Source organism: Streptomyces sp. NPDC007162 (assembly GCF_040634175.1).
In the GTDB taxonomy this organism is placed as follows: domain Bacteria; phylum Actinomycetota; class Actinomycetes; order Streptomycetales; family Streptomycetaceae; genus Streptomyces.
This window is the reverse complement of sequence record NZ_JBEYFC010000109.1, coordinates 1-22180: the sequence shown is the minus strand read 5'-3', so window position 1 is coordinate 22180 and position 22180 is coordinate 1. Positions and strand designations below refer to the sequence as shown.

Below are 22180 nucleotides of genomic sequence, written 5' to 3'. Positions count from 1 at the left end.
GACTCCCAGCACGACAAGCGCGCCCGCCTCACCGGGGCCGCGCAGGCGCTGCGCGGAGCGGATGAGGGCGGTCCCCTCGCCGCCGGGCTTGCGCCGAGGCGGGCAGCGACCTGTCCAACGCGGGAACCCTGCGCGCCGTGCTGCCCTCCTACTACGGCAAGGTGCCCGACGGGCTCGCGGACCAACTGCCCCGGCTGACCGAGGACTCCTTCCCCGGCATGCTCGCCAATGTCATCTCCGGGCGGATCGCCAACCGGCTCGACCTCGGAGGCGCCAACTACACCGTCGACGCGGCCTGCGCGTCCTCGCTGGCCGCTGTGGACGTGGCCTGCAAGGAACTCACCGCGGGCACCAGCGACGTGGTGCTGTGCGGAGGCGCCGACCTGCACAACGGCATCAACGACTACGTGCTCTTCTCCTCCGTGCACGCCCTGTCGCCGACCGGTCGCTCCCGCGCCTTCGACGGCTCCGCCGACGGCATCGCCCTCGGTGAGGGCGTGGCGTGCGTCGTGCTGAAGCGGCTGGCGGACGCCGAGCGCGACGGCGACCGGATCTACGGTGTGATCAAGGGGCTCGGCTCGTCCAGCGACGGCCGCTCGCTGGGTCTGACCGCGCCACGTCCCGAGGGACAGCGGGCCGCCCTGCTGCGCGCGTACCGCAACGCCGGGATCTCCCCGGCGCGGGTGGGCCTCGTCGAGGCGCACGGCACCGGGACCGTCGTCGGCGACCGCACCGAACTGACCATTCTCGGCGAGGTGTTCGCCGAGGCCGGAGCGGTCAGCGGTGGCTGTGCGCTGGGGTCGGTCAAGTCGCAGATCGGGCACACCAAGTGCGCGGCCGGACTCGCCGGGCTGATCAAGACCACCCTCGCCCTGCACACCGGCGTCAAACCGCCCACCCTGCACCTGGAGCGGCCCAACGCGGCCTGGCAGGAGGACGCCAGCCCGTTCGCCTTCCACACCGAGGCCCGGCCGTGGGCCGCGCCGGCCGCCGAACGCATCGCCGGAGTCAGCGCGTTCGGGTTCGGAGGCACCAACTTCCACGTGGTGATCGGCGCGTACGACAGCCCCGTGCCGCCCGAGCAGGGGCTGCAGGAGTGGCCCGCCGAGCTGTTCGTGTTCAGGGGCCGGGACGAGAAGGCCGCGCACCGGGGCGTCGAGGAGATCCTGCGGGCCGCCGAGTCCGGGTCCTGGCGGTTGCGGGACCTGGCGCTGGCGGCCGCCCGCCGTGCGGACACCGCGCACGAGCCGGTGCGGGCCGCGGTGGTCGCGAGGGACGTGAACGGGCTCGCCGGACAACTGCGCGAGGTCCTCGCCGGGGAGCACGACCCGCGCGCCGGGACCCACCTGGCCGGCGGGTCCCAGGGCAGCGAAGGGAAGGTGGCGTTCCTCTTCCCCGGGCAGGGCAGCCAGCGCCCCGGCATGCTCGCCGACGTCCTGATCGCGTTCCCCGAGCTCCAGCACTACCTGCACCTCGGCCGCGCCCACGCCGACGCCCTCTACCCGCCCACCGCGTTCGACGACGGCACCCGTGAGCGCCGCCGGGCCGCCCTGACCGACACCCGGGCCGCCCAGCCCGCCCTCGGCATCACCGGTCTCGCCGCCCACGCCCTGCTGACGGCGGCCGGGGTACGCCCCGACATGGCGGCCGGACACAGCTACGGCGAACTCGTCGCCCTCGGCGCGGCCGGCGCCCTCACCCCCGGGACTCTCCTGGAACTCAGCGCCGAACGCGCGGCGGCGATCCTGGCCGCCGCGGGCGACGAACCGGGCACCATGGCCGCGGTGTCCGCCGGGGCGGACGACGTCGAACGCGCCCTGCGCACCGCGAACGCACCGCCCTCGGTCGTGCTCGCCAACCGCAACTCCCCTCAGCAGACCGTGATTTCCGGCCCCACACCGGACGTGGCCGAAGCCGTGGGGTTGTTGCGTGACGCCGGGTTCGGCGCCAAGCGGATTCCGGTGGCCTGTGCCTTCCACAGCCCGGTCGTGGCCGGGGCCGGGGAGCGGTTCGCGGGGGCCCTCGCCGAGAAGGCCGTACGACCGCCCGAGTTCCCGGTGTGGTCCAACCGCACGGCGGCCCCCTACCCACGGCACGCCGACGCCGTTCGTGCCGAACTCGCCGCCCAGATCGGTTCTCCCGTCGCCTTCGCGGCGCAGATCGAGGCGATGTACGAGGCCGGGGCCCGGGTCTTCGTCGAGGCGGGGCCGGGGACGGTCCTGAGCCGGCTGGTCGGCCAGATCCTCGGCGAGCGGCCGCACACCACGGTGGCCTGCGAACCCCGCCCGGACAGCGGCCTGCCCGGCTGGCTCGACGCACTCGCCCGGCTGGCCGTGGCCGGGGTGCCGGTCCGTACGGCCTGGCTGCTGCGCGGCCGCGACGCCGTGGACGCGCTGCGCACCCCGACCCCGAAGCGGCCCGGCTGGACGGTCGACGGCCAGCTGGTGCGTACCGCCGACGGAGACCTGCTGCCCGGTGCCCTCGCACCGGCCCGACGAGTCGTGGAGACGACGACTGTGACGACGAACCAGCCGCACGGCGCCCCGGCCGACCGGGACGCGCTGATCTCCGAGTACCTGCGCACCAGCCGGGAGCTGATCGCCGCACAGCGCGACGTGCTGCTCACCTACTTCGGGGCGGCCCAGGTGCCCGCGGCTCCCGCTCCCGGGTGGCTGCCGCCCGCCGAAGCGGTCGTACCCGAACCGCAGGCGGTGCCCTCCGCTGCCGCACCCGAGGCCGCACCCGAGGAGCCCGCCGACGTCGAGCGGGTGGTGCTGGAGATCATCAGCGAACGCACCGGCTACCCCCTCGACATGATCGAGCCCGACCTCGACCTGGAGGCGGACCTCAGCATCGACTCGATCAAACGGGCCGAGATCGCGGGCGAGCTGGCGAAACGGCTGGGGATCGCGGGCGGGACCCGGACCCTGGACGACAGCGAGCTGGAGGAACTGGCCAAGGCACGCACGGCGGCCGCCGTGACCGGCTGGCTCGCGGCGCGCGTCCAAGGTGCGGGCGCGACGGCGACCGCCGGTGCCGCCGCGCCCAAGGAGCCCGTCGGCGCGACCCCGGCGCACGAAGAGACCCCCGCCGCGGTGGCGCCCGGACGGTTCGAGTTGCGGCCCGTGCCCCTCGCGCCGCCGGAAACGGTGACCGACCCGGCCGCCGTACTGTCCGGGAAGCGGTTCTTCGTCCTCGGGGACGGCGCGCCGCTGGCCGAACGGCTCTCCGCGTACGGTGCCGAGACCGTGACCGTCGCACCGGACCACCTGCTCGGGGAGGCGGACGGGGCCGTGGACGGCGTGCTGTACCTGGGCGCGCTGCCCGGCACCGGCGACACGCCGGTGCTGCCGGACGCCTTCCCCGTCCTGCGGGCGGCCCTGGCCCGCGGCCCGCGCTGGCTGCTGGCCGCCCGGCCCGCCGACGGCGACGACGCGGCACGCTCGGCGGGCCTGCACGGGCTGTTCCGTACGATCGCCCGGGAGTACCCCGACACCGTCGCCCGGGTCGTGACCCTGGAGAACACGGAACCGGCAGCCGTCGCCGACGCACTGCTCACCGAACTGCTCGCTCCCGACCCGGCCCCCGTCGTGCTGCGCACGGCCACCGGCCGGCAGGGCCTGGAACTGGTGGAGGCGCCGCTGGGCGCGCTCGGCAGCACCGGTGCCGGACCGGCGGGGGAGGGGGCCGCCGAGGCCGGCGCGCTGGGCCTGGACCGGGACTCCGTGGTGCTGCTGGTCGGCGGGGCCCGGGGCATCACCGCCAAGTTCGCGGCCACCCTCGCCACCGCCTGCCGCTGCCGCCTCGAACTGCTCGGCCGGACCCCCGCGGCCGCCGGTCCCGAAGCCCCGGACACCGCCGCCGCCCGCACCCCCGCCGAACTCCGCGCGGCCCTCGCCGCCAGGGGCGGCCTGAAGCCCGCCGAGGTCAATCGCGAGGCCGAACTCCTCCTCGCCCAGCGGGAGATCACCGCCACCCTCGACGAACTCGCCGCGCTCGGCAGCGAGGCCCGCTACCACGCCGTCGACTTCCGTGACCGGGACGCCGCGCTCCAGGCGGTCAAGGAGATCCACGCCGACCACGGCCGTCTGGACGGAGTCGTCTTCGCGGCCGGAGTGATCGAGGACCGGCTGATCGCCGAGAAGACCCCCGAGTCCTTCCAGCGGGTCTACGGCACCAAGACGACCGGCGCCGCGACCCTGCTCGCCGCACTGGAGGAACTCCCCGGCGGCCCTGCCTTCGCGGTGCTGTTCGGCAGCGTCTCCGCCGTCCTCGGCAACCGGGGCCAGGCCGACTACGCGGCCGCCAACGACACGTTGGAGAGCCTCGGCGCGGACTGGGCGCGGCGCACCGGCAACCGGGCGCTGACCGTGCACTGGGGTCCCTGGGCACCCACCGGCGGCCACACCGGCATGGTCAGTCCGGAACTGGGGCGCGAGTACGCGCGGCGCGGGGTGCGACTGATCGACCCCGCCGAGGGCACGGCCGCGCTGCTGCGGGAGCTCGCCTGGGGCGCGGAGACCACGCGCGCCGTCGTCTACACCGCGTCGGGCTGGTGAGATGACCGACGACAGCCGGCCTTCGACCGGCGCGGGCGAGCGGGGACCCGGACCGGCCCCCGCGGGTGACGGCGGACGCGTTTCGGCCGGCGCGGGCGGCGGGCGGCAGGTGCCGGTTGCGATCGTCGGGATGGCGGTGCTGCTGCCCGGTGCCGCGGATCTCGACGCGTACTGGCGGAACCTGCGCGACGGCGTGGACGCCATCGGCGAGGTGCCGGACGGGCGCTGGGACGCGGACTACTACCGGCCCGGTTCGGCCACCGGCCCCGCCGTCCCCGACCAGGTGTACTGCCGACGCGGCGGATTCGTGGACGGGCTGGCCGAGGTGGAGGTCACCCGGTACGGGATCATGCCGAACTCCGTCGCCGGTACCGAACCCGACCAGCTGATCGCGCTCGACGTGGCGGCCGCCGCCCTCGCCGACGCGGGCGGCGAGGACCGGCTGCCCGAGCGGCACCGGATCGGCGTGGTGCTGGGCCGGGGCGGTTACCTCACCCCCGGCCTGGTCCGGCTCGATCAGCGGGTCCGCACGGCCGGCCAGCTCGTGCGCACGCTGGGCGAGTTGGTGCCCGGCCTCACCCCCGGCCAACTGGCCCGCGTGCGGGAGGCGTTCACCGAGCGCCTCGGCCCCGCCAGTCCCGAGTCCGCGATCGGCCTGGTGCCCAATCTCGCCGCCTCCCGGATCGCCAACCGCCTCGACCTGCGCGGCCCCGCCTACACCGTGGACGCGGCCTGCGCCTCCTCGCTGGTCGCCGTCGACCAGGCGGTCACCGAACTCACCGCCGGGCGCTGCGACGTGATGCTGGCCGGGGGAGTGCACCACTGCCACGACATCACTCTGTGGAGCGTCTTCTCCCAGCTTCGCGCCCTCTCCCCGAGCGAGCGCATCCGCCCCTTCCACCGGGAGGCCGACGGCATCCTGATCGGCGAGGGCACCGGGGTGGTCGTACTCAAGCGCCTCGCCGACGCCGAAAGAGACGGCGACCGCGTCTACGCCGTGATCCGCGGCACCGGCGTGGCCAGCGACGGCCGTACCGCGGGACTCGTCAACCCCGACCCCGGCGGTCAGACGCACGCCGTACGGCAGGCCTGGCGGGCCGCCGGACTCGACCCCGCGGCACCCCACTCGGTCGGGTTGCTCGAGGCGCACGGCACCGCGACCCCGGCGGGCGACTCCGCCGAACTCGCCACCCTCGCCGAGGTGTTCGGGCCCGCCGAGGAACGCGCGGTGCTCGGCTCCGTGAAGTCGATGATCGGCCACACCATGCCGGCCGCCGGAGTGGCGGGACTGGTGAAGGCCGCCCTCGCACTGCACCACGCGACCCTGCTGCCCACCCTGCACTGCGACGATCCGCACCCGGCCCTCGCCGCCACCCGGTTCCGCACCCTGGACCGGGCCCGGCCCTGGGAGACCGCCCCCGGCCAACCGGTGCGCCGGGCCGGGGTGAACGCCTTCGGCTTCGGCGGGATCAACGCGCACGTGGTGCTCGAAGAGGCGCCGGGCAGACATTCCGTCCCGGCCGCCGTCCCGCTGGGAACATCCGGCAGGGGTGCCGCCGCCCAGGTCACCGAGCCCGAGCGGATCCTCCTCCTCGCCGCCGACACCCCCGAGCGGCTCACCGCCGCCCTCGCCGCCGACGACTCCGCCGTCCTGGCCGCCGGACTCGCCCCGGAAGGGACGCACCCGCAGGCCGGACCGGTGCGCCTGGGCATCGTGGACCCCACCGCCAAGCGGCTCGCCCTGGCCCGTCGCGCGGTCGGCAGGGGCCGCGCCTGGCAGGGCCGCAACGACGTGTGGTTCCGGCCCGCCCCGCTTCTGGGCACCGGCAAGCTGGCCTTCGTCTTCCCCGGCCTGGAAGGCGAGTTCACTCCCCGCGTCGACGACATCGCCACGCATTTCGGCCTCCCCACCGTCACCGCACCCGCTACCGGGGACATGCGGGTCGGCGACGTGGGCCGTCATGGGTTCGGTGTCGTCGGCGTGGGGCGGCTCCTCGACGCGGCGCTGCGCCGGATGGGCGTGGTGCCGGACGCGGTCGCCGGGCACAGCGTCGGGGAGTGGACGGCGATGGTGGTCGCGGGACTCTACTCGGGAGCCCAGGTGGACGCCTTCATGGCCGAGTTCGATCCCGACGCGGTCACCGTCCCAGGGCTCGCGTTCGCCGCGATCGGCGCCCCCGCCGACCGGGTCGTCGCCGCCCTCCGCCTCGACTGGGCGGACGCCGGGATCGTCCTCTCCCACGACAACGCGCCGGGCCAGTCCATGGTGTGCGGTCCGGACCGGGCCGTGGCCGACTTCGTCCGCGCCTTCCGGGCCGACGGCGTGCTGTGCCAGGTGCTGCCGTTCCGTTCCGGATTCCACACGCCGATGCTGGAGCCGTACCTGAGCCCGATCAAGGAGGCTGCCGAGCGCTTCCGGCTGCACCGGCCGGCCGTCCCGGTCTGGTCCGGCACCGTCGCGGCGCCCTTCCCGGAGGGCGAGACGGAGGTACGCGAGCTGTTCGTCCGGCACCTGCTGGAACCCGTCCGCTTCCGGCAGCTGATCGAGGCCATGTACGCCGCCGGGCACCGCACGTTCGTCCAGGCCGGGCCAGGCCGGCTCGCCTCGCTGATCGGTGACATCCTCGGCGACCGCGACCATCTCGCCGTCGCCGCCAACTCCCCGCACCGCCCGGGGATGGCCCAGCTCCGCAGGGTGGCGACCGCGTTGTGGACGGCGGGCGCGCCGGTGGCAGCCGCGGCCCGGGGCGAGGACAGCGTGGCGCTCACTCCGGCCACCCCGGCGACACGCGCCGCGACGACGCCCGTCCACCGCCGCCCCCCGGTACGCCTGGACCTGGACGGCGCCCTGGTGTCGCTGGAGGCCCCGACCCTCGCCGCGCTGAGGACCGAACTGCGCACGCTCACGCGACCCGAGGCGGGCGGGGTCGCGTCGGTACCGGGCGCCGCCTACCCGGTGGCCACGGATTCCTCCCCGCTGGACGACCTCGCTGCCCGGATCCCGGCCGCCGCCGAACTGAGCGCACTCCTGCGGGACACCGCCGACTCGGCTGTCGCCGTACTCACGGCGCTCCACACACCGCCCTCGACTCCGGCCGCACTCGCCCCGGCGTCCCGTACGTCTTCCGCTCCCACCGGACCGAGCACTCCGGCCACATCCACCCCGCCATCCCGTACCACCCCCGCACCCGCCGAAGGCCGCCCCGGGCCCACGCCCGCCCCCGTGCCCCGTACCACCTCCGCCCCCGCTCCCACCCCGGCCGCAGGCCACGTCCCGCACGCCCCCACCCCGGCCTCCCGCACCACCACCCTCCGGGTGTCCCCCGAGGCGATGCCTCATCTCCTCGACCACTGCTTCTTCCCGCAGCGGCCCGGCTGGCCGGTGGTGGAGGACCGGTGGCCGGTCGTCCCGGCGACCACGATCGTGCGGCACATGATGGACGCGGCGGAGGCGGCCACCGGCCTGCGGGCGGTCGCCGTGCACGGAGCCCGTTTCGACCGCTGGCTCACCGCCACACCTCCCGTCGACGTCCCCGTCACCGTCACCCCGGAGGACCCGGGACGGGTCTCGGTCACCTTCGGCCCCACCGCCCGCGCGGTCGTCGAAGTCGCCCCCGCCCACCCGGCGCCACCCGCCGCGCGCACGCGCCCCCCGGCTTCCGAACGCACCCCCGGCCACACCGCCGCCCAGCTCTACTCCGAGCGCTGGATGTTCCACGGCCCCGCCTACCAGGGCGTCTGTGAGCTCACCGCGATCGGTGACCGGCACGTGCGCGGGGTGATCACCACCCCCGCCGCCCCGGGCGCCCTGCTCGACAACGTCGGCCAGATCCTCGGCTACTGGATCATGGCCACCCGTACCGAGCGGACCGTCGTCTTCCCGGTGCAGATGCGGGAGATGCGCTTCCACGGCCCGCATCCCGCCCCCGGCACCGAGGTCGGCTGTCTGGTGCGGATCACCTCGCTCACCGACACCGTCCTGGAGGCGGACGTGGAGCTCACCGTCGGCGAACGGGTGTGGGCGCGGATCGGCGGCTGGCAGGACCGGCGCTTCGACAACGACCCGCAGACCCGCCCCGTCGAGCGCTTCCCCGAGCGCAACACCCTCTCCGAGGCCCGCCCCGGCGGCTGGGCGCTGGTCCACGAACGCTGGCCGGACCTGGCCTCCCGTGAGCTGATCATGCGCAACTCGCTCGCGGGGGCGGAGCGTTCGCAGTACGCCGAGCACGCCCCGCGCGGTCGCAGGCAGTGGCTGCTCGGCCGGATCGCCGCCAAGGACGCGGTGCGGCAGTGGCTGTGGCAGCACGGCGAGGGACCCGTCTATCCGGCCGAACTGCAGGTGGAAAGCGACGAGTTGGGACGGCCCTACGTGGTCGGTGTGCACGGCCGGACGCTGCCCGCGCTGGACGTCTCCCTCGCCCACCGGGCGGAGGCGGCCGTGGCGATCGTGCGGCCGCACACGCCCGGACCCGGCCCGGGCATCGACATCGAAGAAGTCACCCGGCGTGATCCGGCCGCCATGGAGGCCGCCCTCGGCGCGGACGAACTGCGGCTGCTGCACGGTCTCGGCCCGGACACGACCCTCTGGTTCACCCGCTTCTGGGCCGCCAAGGAGGCCGTCGCGAAGGCCGAGGGCACCGGATTCGGCGGCCGGCCGAGAGACTTCACCGTGCTGGAGGCCGCCCCGGACGGCAGCCGGCTGCTGGTCTCGGGCCGGCTGGAACGCGCCTACCCGGTGCGCTGCGCGCCGGTCCGCAATCCCCCCGCACTGCCGGACCGCGACTACGTCGTGGCCTGGACGACCGGACCGGCAGCCGCAGACATCGAGGAGGACCCGCGATGAACCCCACCGAGCCCGAAGTCCGCGCCGACGAGGAGACCGTCCTCGCCGACCTGACGCGGATGCTCCGCACCCTCCTGGAGGAGTACGGCGACGACGACGCCGAGATCGGCATGAGCACCACCTTCAACCGCGACCTGGAGCTGGAGTCCATCGACCTGGTCACCCTCGCCGGTCTCCTGGAGGAGCGGTACGGGAAGCGGGTCAACTTCGCCGAGTTCCTGGCCGGGATGGAGTTCGACGAGATCATCGAGCTGACCGTGGGGCGGCTCGTGGAGTACGTGGTGTGGAGCCTGAAGGCCACGGAGGCGGGCTGAGCCATGGCGATGGTCGACACCGGAGACGTCCGGCTGCACGTACAGAGAATGGGCCCCGCGGAGGGCCGTACGCCCCTCGCCACCGTGGTCCTCGTCCACGGGCTGCTCACCGACAGCCTGGCCAGCTACTACTTCACGGTGGCCCCGGCCTTCGCCGCCTCCGGCCTGGACGTGGTCATGTACGACCTGCGCGGTCACGGCCGCAGCGAGCGTCCCGCCGGCGGCTACACCCTGGACCACAACATCGACGACCTCGAGGCCCTGCTCGACCGCCTGTCGATCACCGGCCCGGTCCACCTCGTCGGCAACTCCTACGGCGGCACCATCGCCTTCGGCTGGGCGGCCCGCCACCCCGGACGCGCCGCCAGCCTCACCCTGATCGAGTCCGAACCCGCCACCGCCGCCTGGGCGGAGAAACTCGGCGGCATCCTGCGCCGGGTGGTCACCGAACTCGCCCACAACGAGCCGGACGCCATCGCCTGGATCACCGCCAACCGCGGCCACAACACCGCCCGGCTGGCCAGGGGCGCGGCCCGGCTCGCCCGGGAGACCAGCCTCGGCCGGGACATCCCGGCCAGCCGGGTCCTGACCGAGGACCAGATCAGTGCCGTACGCTGCCCGGTCCTCGGGGTGTACGGCGGTGACTCGGACCTGGTGGAGGTGGTCCCGCTGAAGAAGAACCTGCTGGCGGACTACCGTTCGGTGGTGCTGCCCGGGCACGAGCACTCGGTGCTGGTCGAGGCGTCCGGCACGGTCGGCGGACACATCCTGGAGCTGATCCACTCGGTCAGCCGGACGCGGGCGGCCGGGGTCCGGTGAGCGGCTTCCTGTTCGTCGTACCGCCCCTGGTCGGGCACATCAACCCGGCCGTCGGGGTCGCGGCCGAGCTCGTCGCCCGTGGCCACCGGGTGGCCTGGGTCTGCCCGGACGCCGACCTGGTCCGCAGGCTGGCGGGACCGGACGCCACCGTGTTCCCGTGCGCGGGTGCCGCCACGGGCGAGCGGCCGGCCGACCTGCGGGGCGCGGAGGCGCTGAGATTCCTGTGGGAGTGGTTCCTGGTACCGCTCGCGGACGCGATGGCACCCGGCGTACGCGCGGCCGTCGAGGAGTTCCGCCCCGCCGTCGTGGTCGCGGACCAGCAGGCCTTCGCGGGCGCCCTGGTGGCCGAGCGGCTCGGGCTGCCCTGGGCGACCTCCGCCACCACCTCCGCCGAGTTCGGGGGTGCCTACGACGGTGTCCCCAAGGTCGCCGCATGGCTCGGAGACCGGCTCGCCGAACTGCGGGAGCGCATCGGCGACCCGGGCGGCACGACCGATCCGCGGTTCTCGCCGCACCTGACCCTGGCCTTCACCACCCCCGAACTCGCGGGCCCCACCGGCCGGCCCGCGGTCCGCCACGTCGGACCGTCGATCTCCGCCCGGCCGGCGGCCGAGGGCTTCCCGTGGGAGTGGCTGGACCCGAGCCGGGACCGGGTCCTCGTCTCCCTCGGCACCGCGAACGCGGACGTCGGCGGGCGGTTCCTCGCCGAGTGCGTCAGTGCCCTGCGCGAACGGGCCGACCGGGTCCAGGGACTGATCGCGGACCCGGGCGGCACCCTGCCCCCGGCGACCGACGACAAGGACCTCCTGATCCTGCCCGCCCTGCCCCAACTCCCGCTTCTGGAGCGGGTCGACGCGGTCGTCTGCCACGCCGGCCACAACACCGTCTGCGAGGCGCTGTGGCACGGCGTCCCGCTGGTCGTCGCCCCCATCCGCGACGACCAGCCCGTGATCGCCGGACAGGTCGTCGACGCGGGCGCGGGCATCCGGGTGCGGTTCGGCCGGGTCACCGCCCCGAAGCTGGGCGCGGCCCTCGACACCGTCCTGCACGAACCCGCCCACCGCACGGCGGCGGCCCGGATCCGCACCGCGTTCCGTGCGGCGGGCGGGGCGCCGGTCGCCGCAACCCACCTCGAAGCACTCGCAGTTGAGGAGACCCGATGAGCAAGCCGAGCGAGATCGAGGCGCTGCGCCCCGGCTACCGGCGGGACCTGGCCGACGGCGTCGACCGCTTCTTCGAACCCCGGCGCACCACCTGCCCCTGGTGCGGGTCCGGCCGGCTCACCACCCGCCTGCGCACCACCGACCTGCTCCAGCACAAACCCGGCCGGTTCGTCCTCGACCAGTGCCGGGACTGCCGGCACACCTTCCAGAACCCCCGCCTCAACGAGACCGGCCTGGAGTTCTACTACCGCGACTTCTACGACGGCCTCGGCGAACAGAAGATGAGCGGCACCTTCGGCGGCCGCACCAGGATGTACCGGGGCCGCGCCGAGTCCATGGTCCCGCACGATCCGACCCCCAAGAACTGGCTCGACGTCGGCACCGGGCACGGCCACTTCTGCGAGGCCGCCCGCGAAGTGCTGCCCGGCACGGCCTTCGACGGCCTCGACTTCACCGACGGCGTCCACCTCGCCGCCCGCGAGGGCCGCGTGGAGCACGCCTACCGGGGCGCGTTCCCCGACCTCGCCCCCGAACTCGCCGCCCGCTACGACGTCGTGAGCATGTTCCACTACCTGGAGCACAGCACCGACCCCGACCGTGAACTGCGCGCCGCCCACGAGACGGTACGCCCCGGCGGCCACCTGCTCATCGAGGTCCCGGACCCCGAGAGCCGCTACGCCCGGCTGCTCGGCCGCTGGTGGCTGCCCTGGCTCCAGCCGCAGCACCTGCACTTCATCCCCGTCGCCAACCTCCGCGAACGCCTCACCGGCCTGGGCTTCACCGTCGTCGCCGAGCAGCACGCCGAGGCCCACGACCCCGTCGACCTGCTGGCCGCCGTCTGGCTTGCCCTCGACCGCACCGCCCCGCCGGAGGACGCCCCCTGGCTGCCGGCGGCGCCCGGCGCCCTGCGCAGGACACTGCGCGCCGCCCTGCTCATCGCCGGCATCCCCGCCCTGATCACCGGCACCCTCCTGGACCGCTTCGCGGTCCGGCCCCTCTCGCACCGCCTGCGCGTCTCCAACGCCTACCGCATCGTCGCCCGCCGCGACTGAGGGCGGCTCACAGCACCTTCGCGCGGATCATCGCCGACAGCACCAGGGCGCCCGGGAGCAGCGGCAACCAGTCGGTCAGCACCCGGTAGCCGATCACGGTCGCGGTGGCCACCGCCGGCGGTGCACCGAACGCGGCCAGCGTGAACACCAGCGCCGCGTCCACCGCGACCCCGCCGGGCACCGGTACCGCCCCGCCCGCGGTGCCCGCCGCCAGGTACGCCAGGATCACGTCGCGCCACGACAGGCCGAGCCCGAGCGCCTCCCCGGTGCAGGCCAGCACGCTCGCCTGCACCAGCGGCAGCGCGGCCGCCCCGCCCCACAGGGCCAGCGCCCGGGACGGCCGGGCGTGCACCACCCGGGCGTCGGACAGGGCACACCGCACCAGACCGGTGACCGGCCGCCGCAGCGGTCGTACGACGGCCGCCGCCACGCCCGCCAGCGTCACCACGACGACGACCGGGACCAGCACCATGCCGTCGGGCACCAGCTCGCCCAGCCGCCGCCAGGCCGACGACGACAGCAGGAACATCACCAGCACCACGGTCTTGGCGCCGGACTTGGCCACCGAGTACAGCGCGATCGAGGCCGTGGCCCGCTCCAGCGGGACGCCCCGGGTACGCAGGAAGCGCACGGTCACGGCGTGCGCGCCGAGCCCGGCGGGCAGCGCGTGGTTGGCGGCCCCGGCGGCGAACTGCGAGGCCAGCAGCAGCCCGGGCGGCAGCCGGTCGGGCAGGGCGCCCTGCCGGATGCAGGCGGCCACCACCAAGGTCAGGCAGGTGAGACCGCCCCCGGCCAGCAGCCACCCCGGCTCGGCGTGGGCGAGCCGGGTGGCCCCCTCGTACAGCAGCGACCGGTTGGTCAGGCCCCAGATCACGGCGATCAGCAGGGGCGACAGGCACAGGGTGAGCCGCAGCAGCCGGCCGGCCGCCGAAAGGGCCGACGGGGACCGTACGGGAGGCGCGTCGGAGCCGGACGCGGGCAGGGCGGAGGGCAGTGGCGACAGTGCGGACACGGGGACGTTGTCCTTCCACAGCGGGCCCGGGGTGGGGAGCCACGGGAGAGTGGTACCGCGCCGGAGCCTTCCCGTCCCGTATGACACCCGGATGTCCGAAAACCGAAGGCCGGAGGGCGGGCGGGTGCCGCGGGCGCAGCCCTGCCCGGCCGAACCGGTAGCCTTCCCGGGGAAGGCGCACGCGACAGGGGAGGAACCGGCGGTGCACGTCCAGGAATGGCTCGACTCGGTACCGGCGGTCGCCGTCTACGCCGTGGTGGCGCTCGTGATCGGCCTGGAGAGCCTGGGCATTCCGCTGCCGGGCGAGATCGTCCTGGTCTCCGCCGCGCTGCTGTCCTCACAGCACTCGGACATCAACCCGATCGTCCTCGGCGCGTGCGCCACCGCGGGCGCCGTGATCGGCGACTCCATCGGCTACGCGATCGGGCGCAAGGGCGGCCGCCCCCTCCTCGCCTGGCTCGGCCGGAAGTTCCCCGGACACTTCAGCGAGGGCCACGTCGCCACCGCCGAGCGGTCCTTCGAGAAATGGGGCATGTGGGCGGTCTTCTTCGGCCGCTTCATCGCCCTCCTGCGCATCTTCGCGGGCCCCCTCGCGGGCGTTCTGCACATGCCGTACTGGAAGTTTCTGATCGCCAACCTGCTCGGCGGCATCTGCTGGGCGGGCGGCACGACGGCGGTCGTCTACTACGTCGGCATCGTCGCCGAGGACTGGCTGAAGCGCTTCTCGTACGTGGGCCTGGCGGCGGCGGTACTGGTGGGCGTGGCATCGATGCTGATCGTCCGCCGCAAGGCAAAGAAGGCCCAGGTCCCGCAGAAGGAAGCCGAACCGGTCAGCGCGGGTGAGTGAACCCGCGCGAGAAACCCCCGCGCACCCGCACCGCCACATGACCTACGCATGCACCCCGCGATGCGCCTCAGCCAACTCCGCGTAGAAAGTGCCGTTCAGGGTCACCCCCTCCCGTTCCTCCGCACTCAACTCCCGCCGCACCTTCGCCGGCACCCCCGCCACCAGTGACCCCGGCGGCACCACCATCCCCTGCGGTACCAACGCCTGCGCGGCCACCAGCGACCCCGCCCCGATCACGGCCCCGTTCAGCACGGTCGCCCCCATTCCGACGAGGCAGTCGTCCTCCACGGTCGCCCCGTGCACCACCGCGTTGTGCCCGATGGACACCCGCTCCCCGACGCGCACCGGAAACCCCGGGTCCGCGTGCAGCGTGGCGTTGTCCTGCACGTTCGCCTGCGCCCCCACGGTGATCTTCTCGACGTCCCCGCGGATCACCGCCCCGTACCAGACACTCGCCCCGGCCCTCAGCGTCACGTCCCCGATCACCGAAGCCGTCGGCGCCACGAACACCTCGTCCTCGATCTCCGGCTCGCGCCCGCCGATCCCCACGATCAGTGCCTTGTGCGTCATCACGGTCTCCCGTCGTCGTCGGTCCCCCGCGCAACCTACGCCACCGCCTGGGGCGAAGATCACAGCAGCCCGCCCTCTTGCCGGCGCGCCGCGCTGAGTACCGTGACCCCGTGCCGAAGCCCAAGAACACGTTCTCGTCCTGGCGCCGCCGCCTCGCCCAACGCGCAGTGCACGCGGCCTGGGCCTGGGTGCAGCGCACGGGATCCGTCACCGCGGACCACCCCGGCCGCTTCCGTTTCGGCGCCCTCGGCGAAGCCACCCGCCTCGCCTTCCCGCTCGGCACGGTCTTCGGCGAACCCTGGATCCACCTGGGCTCGCACTGCATCGTCGGCGAACAGGTCACTCTCACCGCGGGCCTGATGCCCGACCTGGACCTCGGCCCCGACCCGATCCTGCGCATCGGCGACGGAGTGGTCCTCGGCCGCGGCAGCCACGTCATCGCGGACACGACGGTCACCATCGGCAGCGACTGCTACTTCGGCCCGTACGTGTACGTCACCTCCACCAACCACTCCTACGACGACCCGCACGAGCCCATCGGCAAGCAGTGGCCGCGCATGGAGCCGGTGGAGATCGGCCCGGGCTGCTGGATCGGCACCGGCGCGGTGATCCTGCCCGGCGCGCGCATCGGCCGGAACGTGGTGGTGGCCGCCGGCGCGGTGGTCCGGGGCACGGTGCCCGACCACGCCGTGGTCGCGGGCGCCCCGGCCCGGGTCGTACGCCACTGGACCCCCGAATCCGGCTGGCAGCCCCCGCTGCGCACCCCCGCGCCGGTGCCGATCCCCGCGGGCATGACCCCGGAGCAGCTCCGCGCCCTGGCGGAGCTGGACGAGGAGGACGTGGCGCGGCTCGCCGAACTGGAGACCGAGGGCTGAGTCCGGCCGCGGCCGGCGCGTGCCGCGGGGGCTGTCGGCGTCCGGTGAGGTGTCGGACCGGGGGACCGGGGCATCGGCGAGGTATGGATGCACAGGCATGGACACTGCGGGGGCGCGGCGAGGCCGCCCGGGCGGCGCACAGTCACGCGCTGGCCGTGGCGGCACGGGCCGGGTTCGCCGGCCGCGGGCTGATCTACGTACTGGTGGGCGTGATCGCCCTGCGGATCGCGTTCGGGCAGGGCGGGGGCGGTGGCCGGCAGGCCGATCGCGGCGGTGCTCTGGAGGAACTGGCCGGCCGGCCCTTCGGGGCGGCGCTGCTGGTGGTCCTGGGAGTGGCGCTCGCGGGCATGGCACTGTGGCGCCTGTCGGAGGCGGTGTTCGGCGCAACGGGACCCAAGGGCGCCGAGCCGTCCAAGCGCGCGGCCGCGGCAGGCCGGTGCGTCTTCTACGTCTTCGCCTGCTACTCGGTGCTGTCGTACGCGGCCGGGGACCGGGGCAGCGGCAGCGGGTCCTCGGACCGGCAGACGCACGACGTCACCGCCACGGTGCTGGGCTGGCCGGGCGGCCAGTGGCTCGTGGGCGTCGCCGGGGCCGGGGTGGTGGCCGCCGGGCTGTGGACGGCCGTGCGGGCCGCCCGGCTGAAGTTCCGGAAGAACCTGCGGACCGCCGCCATGTCCTCGCGGGCCAGGCGGTTCACCGATGCCTTCGGCGTGACCGGCGGTACGGCACGCGGGATCGTCTTCGCGGTCGCCGGGGTGTTCGCGGTCGTCGCGGCCGTCAGGCACCGGCCCGGCGAGGCCAAGGGCATGGACGACACCCTGCGCACGTTCCGCGATCTGCCGGCCGGTCCCTGGCTGCTCGCGGCGATCGCGCTCGGCCTGGCGGCCTTCGGCGTCTTCTCCTGGTGCAACGCGCGCTGGCGCAAGATCTGATGCCGAGAACGGCACCGCTTCGCAGTACAGTTCGGTGAACGGTCAGGTACATCCCGCCGTAGTACATTTGAGCGAACCCCTTACTCGAAAATAGTGGACCGCGATGCCCTCGACGATGGACGGAACGTGTCGGATCTCGACCTGCTGACCCAGTCCCTGGCCCGTAACGTCAAACACTGGCGTGCGGTACGCGGGTTCACCCTGGACGTGCTCGCGGCCCGGGCCGGGGTCAGCCGCGGCATGCTGATCCAGATCGAGCAGGCCCGCACCAACCCGAGCATCGGCACGGTCGTCAAGATCGGCGACGCGCTCGGCGTCAGCATCACCACCCTGCTCGACTACGAGCAGGGCCCGAAGGTCCAGATCGTCCCCCCGGAGAAGGCGGTACGGCTGTGGCACACCGAGGCCGGCAGCTTCAACCGCCTGCTCGCCGGGACCGAGGCGCCCGGCCCGCTGGAGATGTGGGACTGGCATCTGATGCCGGGCGAGAGCAGCCTGTCCGAACCCCACCCCAGCGGCACCGTGGAGATCGTCCATGTCACCGCCGGGGAGCTGACCCTCACCGTGGACGGGGTCGACTACCGGGTGCCGACCGGCGCGAGCGCCTCCTTCGAGGCGAACGCGGCCCATGTGTACGGCAACACCGGGGACGTCCCGATGGAGATGGTCATGACGGTGTCCGTGCCGCCGGTGCCCTGAGCCCGCCGGCGGCGGACTGTCAGCGTGCGGACATGCGCGCACCCGTCGGAGACCTCGACACCGCCCCCCGCTCCCGACTGCCTCGACGAGCTGATCTCCCCGGTCGCCGACGCCGTACGCCACTGGTCCGGGTCCGTTCCCGCGGAGCGGATCGTCTACGTCGACACCGGTCCCGCGGTGGGCGGAGACCGCCGTCTTCGACGAGCACTACGGGCGTGAACCGCTGGAGCAGTCGGCCACTGCTGACCGCGGCCCTCAACGAGGCCGGACGGCGCGGCTGGTCCGATCCCGCCGTCCTCGCCGGGGCGGCCCTGGCCGCGCTGGCCGCCGCGGGCTTCGCGGTGCGCGAGCGGCTGGCCCGTTCGCCCGCCCTGCCACCGAGCCTGCTGCGCTCCCGCGCGCTGGGCGGTGGCGCCGTGATCGGCCTGCTGTTCAACTTCGGCTTCTACGGCATGGTGTTCACCGCCAGCCTGGAGTTCCAGCACCAGCGCGGCTTCAGCGCCCTCGGTACCGGTCTCGCGCTGTTCCCGGCGGTGGCGATGACCATGTTCGCCTCCGTCCTGTCCGGGCGGCTGGCCCGCCGCACCGGCGATCGTCCACTGGTGGTCTCCGGCATGCTCCTTGCCGCCCTGGGACTGGCCGGCTGGGCCGCGGCGGGACCGGACCCCGCCTACCCGCTGCTGGTGGCCCCCATGATGGCCGCGGGGTTCGGGACCTCCTTCGCCCTCACCGGGGCGACCGCCACGGTGATGGGTGCGGCGCCCGAGGCGTACTCGGGCGCCGCCTCCGCCCTGTTCAACACCACCCGTCAGATCGGCAGCGCCACCGGCGTCGCGCTCGGCGGCAGCCTGCTCGCCACGGCCGCCGACTACGGCACCGGCCTGCGGACCAGCATGGCGGTGGGCGCACTCGCCTACCTGGCCGCCGCAGGCCTCGCCCGGCTGTGCGTGCCGACCCTGCCGACACGGGCTCGGGAGGAGCAGGCCTCGCAAGGGCGGCCGAGGTAGAAGGCGCCGGGGGAGAAGGGGCCGAGGAGGAACAGGCCGGCAGAGGCAGGTCGAGAGACAGGCCTAGGGCGACACGGCGTGGTGCGCCAGTGGCAGGTGCGGGTCCGCCTCGCCATGACCCGGTGCCGGATCCGCGTGCACCAGGGCCGCCGTCAGCCTCGGTACGGCGTGCAGCAGCGCATGCTCGGCCTCGACGGCGATCGCGTGCGCCTGCCGTACGGTCGCCTCGCCGTCGACCACCACCGCGACCTCGGCGCGCAGCCGGTGCCCGATCCACCGCAGCCGCAGCTCACCCACCGCACGCACCCCCGGCACCTCGCGCAGCGCCCGCTCGGCCCGGTCCACCAGCTCCGGGTCCACGGCGTCCATGACCCGCCGGAACACCTCGCGCGCCGCGTCCCGCAGCACCAGCACGATCGCGGCGGTGATCGCCAGCCCGACGAGCGGGTCCGCGAGTTGCCAGCCGAGCGCCGAACCGGCGGCGCCCAGCAGCACGGCCAGCGAGGTGAAACCGTCGGTACGCGCGTGCAGCCCGTCGGCGACCAGCGCGGCCGAGCCGATGTCCCGGCCCACCCGGATCCGGTACCGGGCCACCCATTCGTTCCCGGCGAAGCCGGCCAACGCGGCCACCGCGACGGCCGGCAGATGGGCGACGGGGCGCGGATCCAGCAGCCGTTCGACCGCCGTCCAGGCGGCGAAGGCGGCCGACGCGGTGATCGTCAGCACGATCGCGAGGCCCGCGAGATCCTCCGCCCGCCCGTAGCCGTAGGTGAAACGGCGGTTCGCCGCCCGCCGCCCGAGCACGAAGGCGATCCCCAGCGGTACGGCGGTCAGCGCGTCCGCCGCGTTGTGCACGGTGTCCCCGAGCAGGGCGACGGAGCCGGACGCGGCCACCACGGCCGCCTGGACGAGCGCCGTCGCGCCGAGCACGGCCAGCGACACCCAGAGCGCCCGCATGCCCCGCGCCGAGGACTCCAGCGCCGGGTCGAGCTTGTCGGCCGTCTCGTGGGAGTGGGGGGTGAGCAGGTGCGCGAGACGGTGCCGCAGGCCACCGGGGGAGGGGTGGGAGTGACCATGTCCCGGCTCAAGGCCATGGGCGTGGGCGTCGGCGTGGTGATGGACGTGCCGGTCGGCTGGAGGAGGAGTGTGGTCGTGGTGGTGCCGGTGGTCCGCGGATGCGTGCGTGTGCGCGTGCGCGTGCTCGTGTTCGTGCCGGTCGCTCATGCGGCTCCCCTCTCCGGTGCGCGGGGCGTGGACAGACGGTGCCCTCGACGCCATTATGTGCGTATGAGCGCACGCATGCACCTATCACCTGCGCATCATGCGCATCCGCGCAGCCCCGGCGAGGAGCAGTTCACGCTCGCCGCCGAACTCCTCGCCCTGCTCGGTGACCGCACCAGGCTCACCCTGCTGCACGCCCTGACGACGGGGGAGGCGGACGTCACCACGCTCACCGAGGTGTGCGGCGCCGCCCGGCCCGCCGTCAGCCAGCATCTGGCCCGGCTGCGGCTCGCCGGTCTCGTGGGTACGCGCAAGGAGGGGCGGCGGGTGGTGTACTCACTGCGCCACGGCCATCTGCGCCGGCTGGTCGAGGAGGCGCTGAAGGTGGCGGACCACCGGCTCACCGAGACCGCCGCCGAGGAGCGCCCGGGAGGGGCTCAGTAGGCCGCGGCCGAACCGAGGTACTGCTCGGCGAAGGACGTCGCCGCCGCGCGTGAGGTGAACAGCCTCCGCAGCCGGGCCAGCGTGGTACCGGCCAGGAAGGGATCGCCGGAGGCGGTGCCGTGGTAGATGCCGGACAGGAACCCGGAGAACTCCTGGTAGTCCCAGACCCGGCGCAGACTGGCGTGCGAGTAGCCGAGCAGGCCGGTGTCGTCGTCCTTGGTGACCTGGGCGACGAGCGCGTCGGCCAGCAGGAAGGCGTCGTGCAGGGCGAGGTTCATGCCCTTGGCCGCGATCGGCGCGGTCAGGTGCCCGGCGTCACCCGCCAGCAGGAGGCGGCCGAAGACCAGGGGTTCCACCACGTAGTCGTGCATGTCCAGGACGCGCTTCTCGAGCAGCCGCCCCTCGTTGAGCGGCGGCGCCCCGGCCGCGCCGAGCCGTTGGCGCAGTTCGTGCCAGACCCGGTCGTGGGACCAGTTCTCCGGATCGTCGCCCGGCGGGCACTGGAGGTAGTAGCGGGTCACCTCGGGACTGCGGGCCATGTGCCCGGCGAAACCGTTCGGATGGACGCCGAACAGCACGCAGTCGGAGGACGGCGGTGCCTCGGCGAGCAGCGCCAGCCACCCGACGCCGTAGTCCCGGCGTGAGATCCGCACCCGCCCGTCGGGTATCGCGTCCCGGGTCACCCCGCGCGCGCCGTCGCAGCCGGCGACGAACTCGCAGCGAAGAAGGTGCCGTTGCCCGGTCGCCGGGTCGCTGTACGAGACGGTGGGCCTGTCCGTCTCCAGGTCGTGCAGCCGGACGTCCCGCACCCCGAACCTGATGTCCCCGCCGCGCACGTCGGCGTACTCCCGCACCAGGTCGGTCACCAGCAACGGCTGCGGGTAGACGTAGTGGTGATGGCCGGTCAGTTCGGCGTAGTCGAAACGGAAGCGCTCGTCGGCGAAGCGGAACTCGCACGTGTCGTGGACCTGCGCGCGGGCCGACAGGGCGTCGGCCAGACCGTGGTCCCGCAGGCCGCGCACCACCCGTTCCTCGATGACCCCGGCCCTCGGTCGGGTCTCGATGAACTGCCTGCTCTCGGTCTCCAGGACCACACAGTCGACGGCGGCGGCCCGCAGGATGTTCCCGACGGTCAGCCCGGCGGGTCCTGCGCCCACGACGACGACCGTACGGCGTTCCTCTGACGGGGAGTTGGGATTCACCCCCGCATTATGACGGGGTCCCGTCAGCCACGGCAGTGCCACCGTGGCTGACGGGACGTGGAGGGGCGTGGCGGGTCAGTGCACCGGGGCGTCGGTGACCACGACCTCGTCGATGCTGCGCTCGATGTCCTCCGTCGTGGAGGCGGTCGCCTTGGCCCAGTAGTAGATGACGACCGAGAAGGCGGCGATGACCAGGATGTCCCACCACAGGGCGATGTGCCCCTGGCCGCCGAATCCGCCCTGCCAGGAGATCAGGCCCATGCCGACCAGGTAGACGGGCAGCCACTGGGCTGCCTTGAAGTCCAGCCTGGGCGCGTCCGGCAGGTTCTTGTTGATGGCGTAGAGCGCGTAGCCGCCGAGCAGCAGGTAGCCGAGGACGATCGCGATGCCGAGCCGCCACAGGGTGCCCCAGCCGGACCAGTAGATGATCAGGTTGGCGACCACGAACGACAGCGGGGAGATCGCCTTTCCGAAGGGGAGCCGGTACGGACGCTCCAGGTGCGGCAGCTTGTCGGTGAACACGCCGTACGCCAGCGGCGCACCGGCGTACATCAGCACGCTCGCGGAGGTGATGAAGCCGACCAGCTGCTGCCAGCTGGGGAACGGCAGGAAGCAGATCAC

At 74.1% G+C, this 22180-nt stretch carries 15 protein-coding genes and 3 pseudogenes; 13 read left to right on the top strand and 5 right to left on the bottom strand.

The annotated features are described in order from the left end of the window. Positions 1-92: 92 nt before the first annotated feature. From ABZ646_RS15785 to ABZ646_RS15760, 6 genes and pseudogenes are all read left to right on the top strand, one after another. Positions 93-4559 (top strand): annotated as a pseudogene (locus ABZ646_RS15785) (SDR family NAD(P)-dependent oxidoreductase); the annotation flags it as partial. 1 nt (position 4560) lies between these two features. Further along, positions 4561-9402 carry a beta-ketoacyl synthase N-terminal-like domain-containing protein gene (locus ABZ646_RS15780; protein WP_360518429.1) on the top strand — a complete coding sequence of 1614 codons (4842 nt, stop codon included), beginning with the start codon at positions 4561-4563 and terminating at the stop codon, positions 9400-9402. After that, positions 9399-9716 (top strand): acyl carrier protein, encoded by a 318-nt coding sequence (locus tag ABZ646_RS15775; protein ID WP_360518426.1) that lies wholly within the window; start codon positions 9399-9401, stop codon positions 9714-9716. The genes ABZ646_RS15780 and ABZ646_RS15775 overlap by 4 nt, the downstream gene beginning before the upstream one ends. A gap of 3 nt (positions 9717-9719) precedes the next feature. Beyond that, a complete protein-coding gene (locus tag ABZ646_RS15770; RefSeq protein WP_360518423.1) occupies positions 9720-10535 on the top strand; it encodes an alpha/beta fold hydrolase in 816 nt (271 codons plus the stop codon). Continuing rightward, positions 10532-11698 carry a glycosyltransferase gene (locus tag ABZ646_RS15765; protein WP_360518420.1) on the top strand — a complete coding sequence of 389 codons (1167 nt, stop codon included), beginning with the start codon at positions 10532-10534 and terminating at the stop codon, positions 11696-11698. The genes ABZ646_RS15770 and ABZ646_RS15765 overlap by 4 nt, the downstream gene beginning before the upstream one ends. Beyond that, entirely contained in the window at positions 11695-12750 is a 1056-nt protein-coding gene (locus ABZ646_RS15760) for a class I SAM-dependent methyltransferase (protein ID WP_360518417.1), read from the top strand. The genes ABZ646_RS15765 and ABZ646_RS15760 overlap by 4 nt, the downstream gene beginning before the upstream one ends. Positions 12751-12757: 7 nt before the next feature. On the opposite strand, the gene ABZ646_RS15755 is transcribed toward ABZ646_RS15760, so the two are convergent. Beyond that, a complete protein-coding gene (locus tag ABZ646_RS15755) occupies positions 12758-13762 on the bottom strand; it encodes a lysylphosphatidylglycerol synthase transmembrane domain-containing protein (protein ID WP_360518414.1) in 1005 nt (334 codons plus the stop codon). 202 nt (positions 13763-13964) lie between these two features. Between ABZ646_RS15755 and ABZ646_RS15750 the strand changes: the two genes are divergently transcribed. Beyond that, the gene (locus tag ABZ646_RS15750; protein WP_360518411.1) at positions 13965-14609 is read left to right on the top strand and encodes a DedA family protein; all 645 of its coding nucleotides are present in this window, start codon (positions 13965-13967) and stop codon (positions 14607-14609) included. A gap of 42 nt (positions 14610-14651) precedes the next feature. Here ABZ646_RS15750 and ABZ646_RS15745 read toward each other — a convergent pair whose 3' ends face one another. Next, positions 14652-15179, bottom strand: a complete 528-nt coding sequence (locus tag ABZ646_RS15745; RefSeq protein WP_360518408.1) for a gamma carbonic anhydrase family protein — start codon at positions 15177-15179, stop codon at positions 14652-14654. 110 nt (positions 15180-15289) lie between these two features. On the opposite strand from ABZ646_RS15745, the gene ABZ646_RS15740 reads away from it, so the two are divergent. The 5 genes and pseudogenes from ABZ646_RS15740 to ABZ646_RS15720 all read left to right on the top strand — a co-directional run bounded on the left by ABZ646_RS15740 (position 15290) and on the right by ABZ646_RS15720 (position 18692). Further along, positions 15290-16054: an acyltransferase gene (locus tag ABZ646_RS15740; RefSeq protein ID WP_360518405.1), complete on the top strand. Its 765-nt coding sequence runs from the start codon at positions 15290-15292 to the stop codon at positions 16052-16054. Positions 16055-16137: 83 nt separating this feature from the next. Further along, complete coding sequence (locus ABZ646_RS15735) at positions 16138-16986, top strand: DUF1206 domain-containing protein (protein ID WP_360518402.1); 849 nt, start codon at positions 16138-16140, stop codon at positions 16984-16986. Positions 16987-17112: 126 nt separating this feature from the next. Continuing rightward, positions 17113-17685 carry an XRE family transcriptional regulator gene (locus ABZ646_RS15730; protein ID WP_360518399.1) on the top strand — a complete coding sequence of 191 codons (573 nt, stop codon included), beginning with the start codon at positions 17113-17115 and terminating at the stop codon, positions 17683-17685. 32 nt (positions 17686-17717) lie between these two features. Next, a pseudogene (locus ABZ646_RS15725) lies at positions 17718-17923 on the top strand (hypothetical protein); the annotation flags it as partial. After that, positions 17901-18692 (top strand): MFS transporter, encoded by a 792-nt coding sequence (locus tag ABZ646_RS15720; RefSeq protein ID WP_360518396.1) that lies wholly within the window; start codon positions 17901-17903, stop codon positions 18690-18692. The pseudogene ABZ646_RS15725 and the gene ABZ646_RS15720, both read left to right, overlap by 23 nt. Positions 18693-18755: 63 nt before the next feature. Here the strand turns inward: ABZ646_RS15720 and ABZ646_RS15715 are convergent, their stop codons facing one another. Continuing rightward, positions 18756-19916, bottom strand: coding sequence for a cation diffusion facilitator family transporter (locus ABZ646_RS15715; protein ID WP_360518393.1), 1161 nt, complete (start codon positions 19914-19916; stop codon positions 18756-18758). Positions 19917-19979: 63 nt separating this feature from the next. On the opposite strand from ABZ646_RS15715, the gene ABZ646_RS15710 reads away from it, so the two are divergent. Beyond that, positions 19980-20357 carry a metalloregulator ArsR/SmtB family transcription factor gene (locus ABZ646_RS15710; protein WP_360518390.1) on the top strand — a complete coding sequence of 126 codons (378 nt, stop codon included), beginning with the start codon at positions 19980-19982 and terminating at the stop codon, positions 20355-20357. Here the strand turns inward: ABZ646_RS15710 and ABZ646_RS15705 are convergent. Next, positions 20351-21559 carry a 4-hydroxybenzoate 3-monooxygenase gene (locus tag ABZ646_RS15705; protein ID WP_360518387.1) on the bottom strand — a complete coding sequence of 403 codons (1209 nt, stop codon included), beginning with the start codon at positions 21557-21559 and terminating at the stop codon, positions 20351-20353. The genes ABZ646_RS15710 and ABZ646_RS15705 overlap by 7 nt on opposite strands. 75 nt (positions 21560-21634) lie before the next feature. Beyond that, positions 21635-22180: pseudogene (locus ABZ646_RS15700) on the bottom strand (amino acid permease); the annotation flags it as partial.

Coding starts and splice junctions, on each gene's coding strand:
- ABZ646_RS15780 (WP_360518429.1), top strand. CDS start 4,561: ATGACCGACGACAGCCGGCCTTCGACCGGCGCGGGCGAGCGGGGACCC.
- ABZ646_RS15775 (WP_360518426.1), top strand. CDS start 9,399: ATGAACCCCACCGAGCCCGAAGTCCGCGCCGACGAGGAGACCGTCCTC.
- ABZ646_RS15770 (WP_360518423.1), top strand. CDS start 9,720: ATGGCGATGGTCGACACCGGAGACGTCCGGCTGCACGTACAGAGAATG.
- ABZ646_RS15760 (WP_360518417.1), top strand. CDS start 11,695: ATGAGCAAGCCGAGCGAGATCGAGGCGCTGCGCCCCGGCTACCGGCGG.
- ABZ646_RS15745 (WP_360518408.1), bottom strand. CDS start 15,179: ATGACGCACAAGGCACTGATCGTGGGGATCGGCGGGCGCGAGCCGGAG.
- ABZ646_RS15735 (WP_360518402.1), top strand. CDS start 16,138: ATGGATGCACAGGCATGGACACTGCGGGGGCGCGGCGAGGCCGCCCGG.
- ABZ646_RS15715 (WP_360518393.1), bottom strand. CDS start 19,916: ATGAGCGACCGGCACGAACACGAGCACGCGCACGCGCACACGCACGCA.
- ABZ646_RS15710 (WP_360518390.1), top strand. CDS start 19,980: ATGAGCGCACGCATGCACCTATCACCTGCGCATCATGCGCATCCGCGC.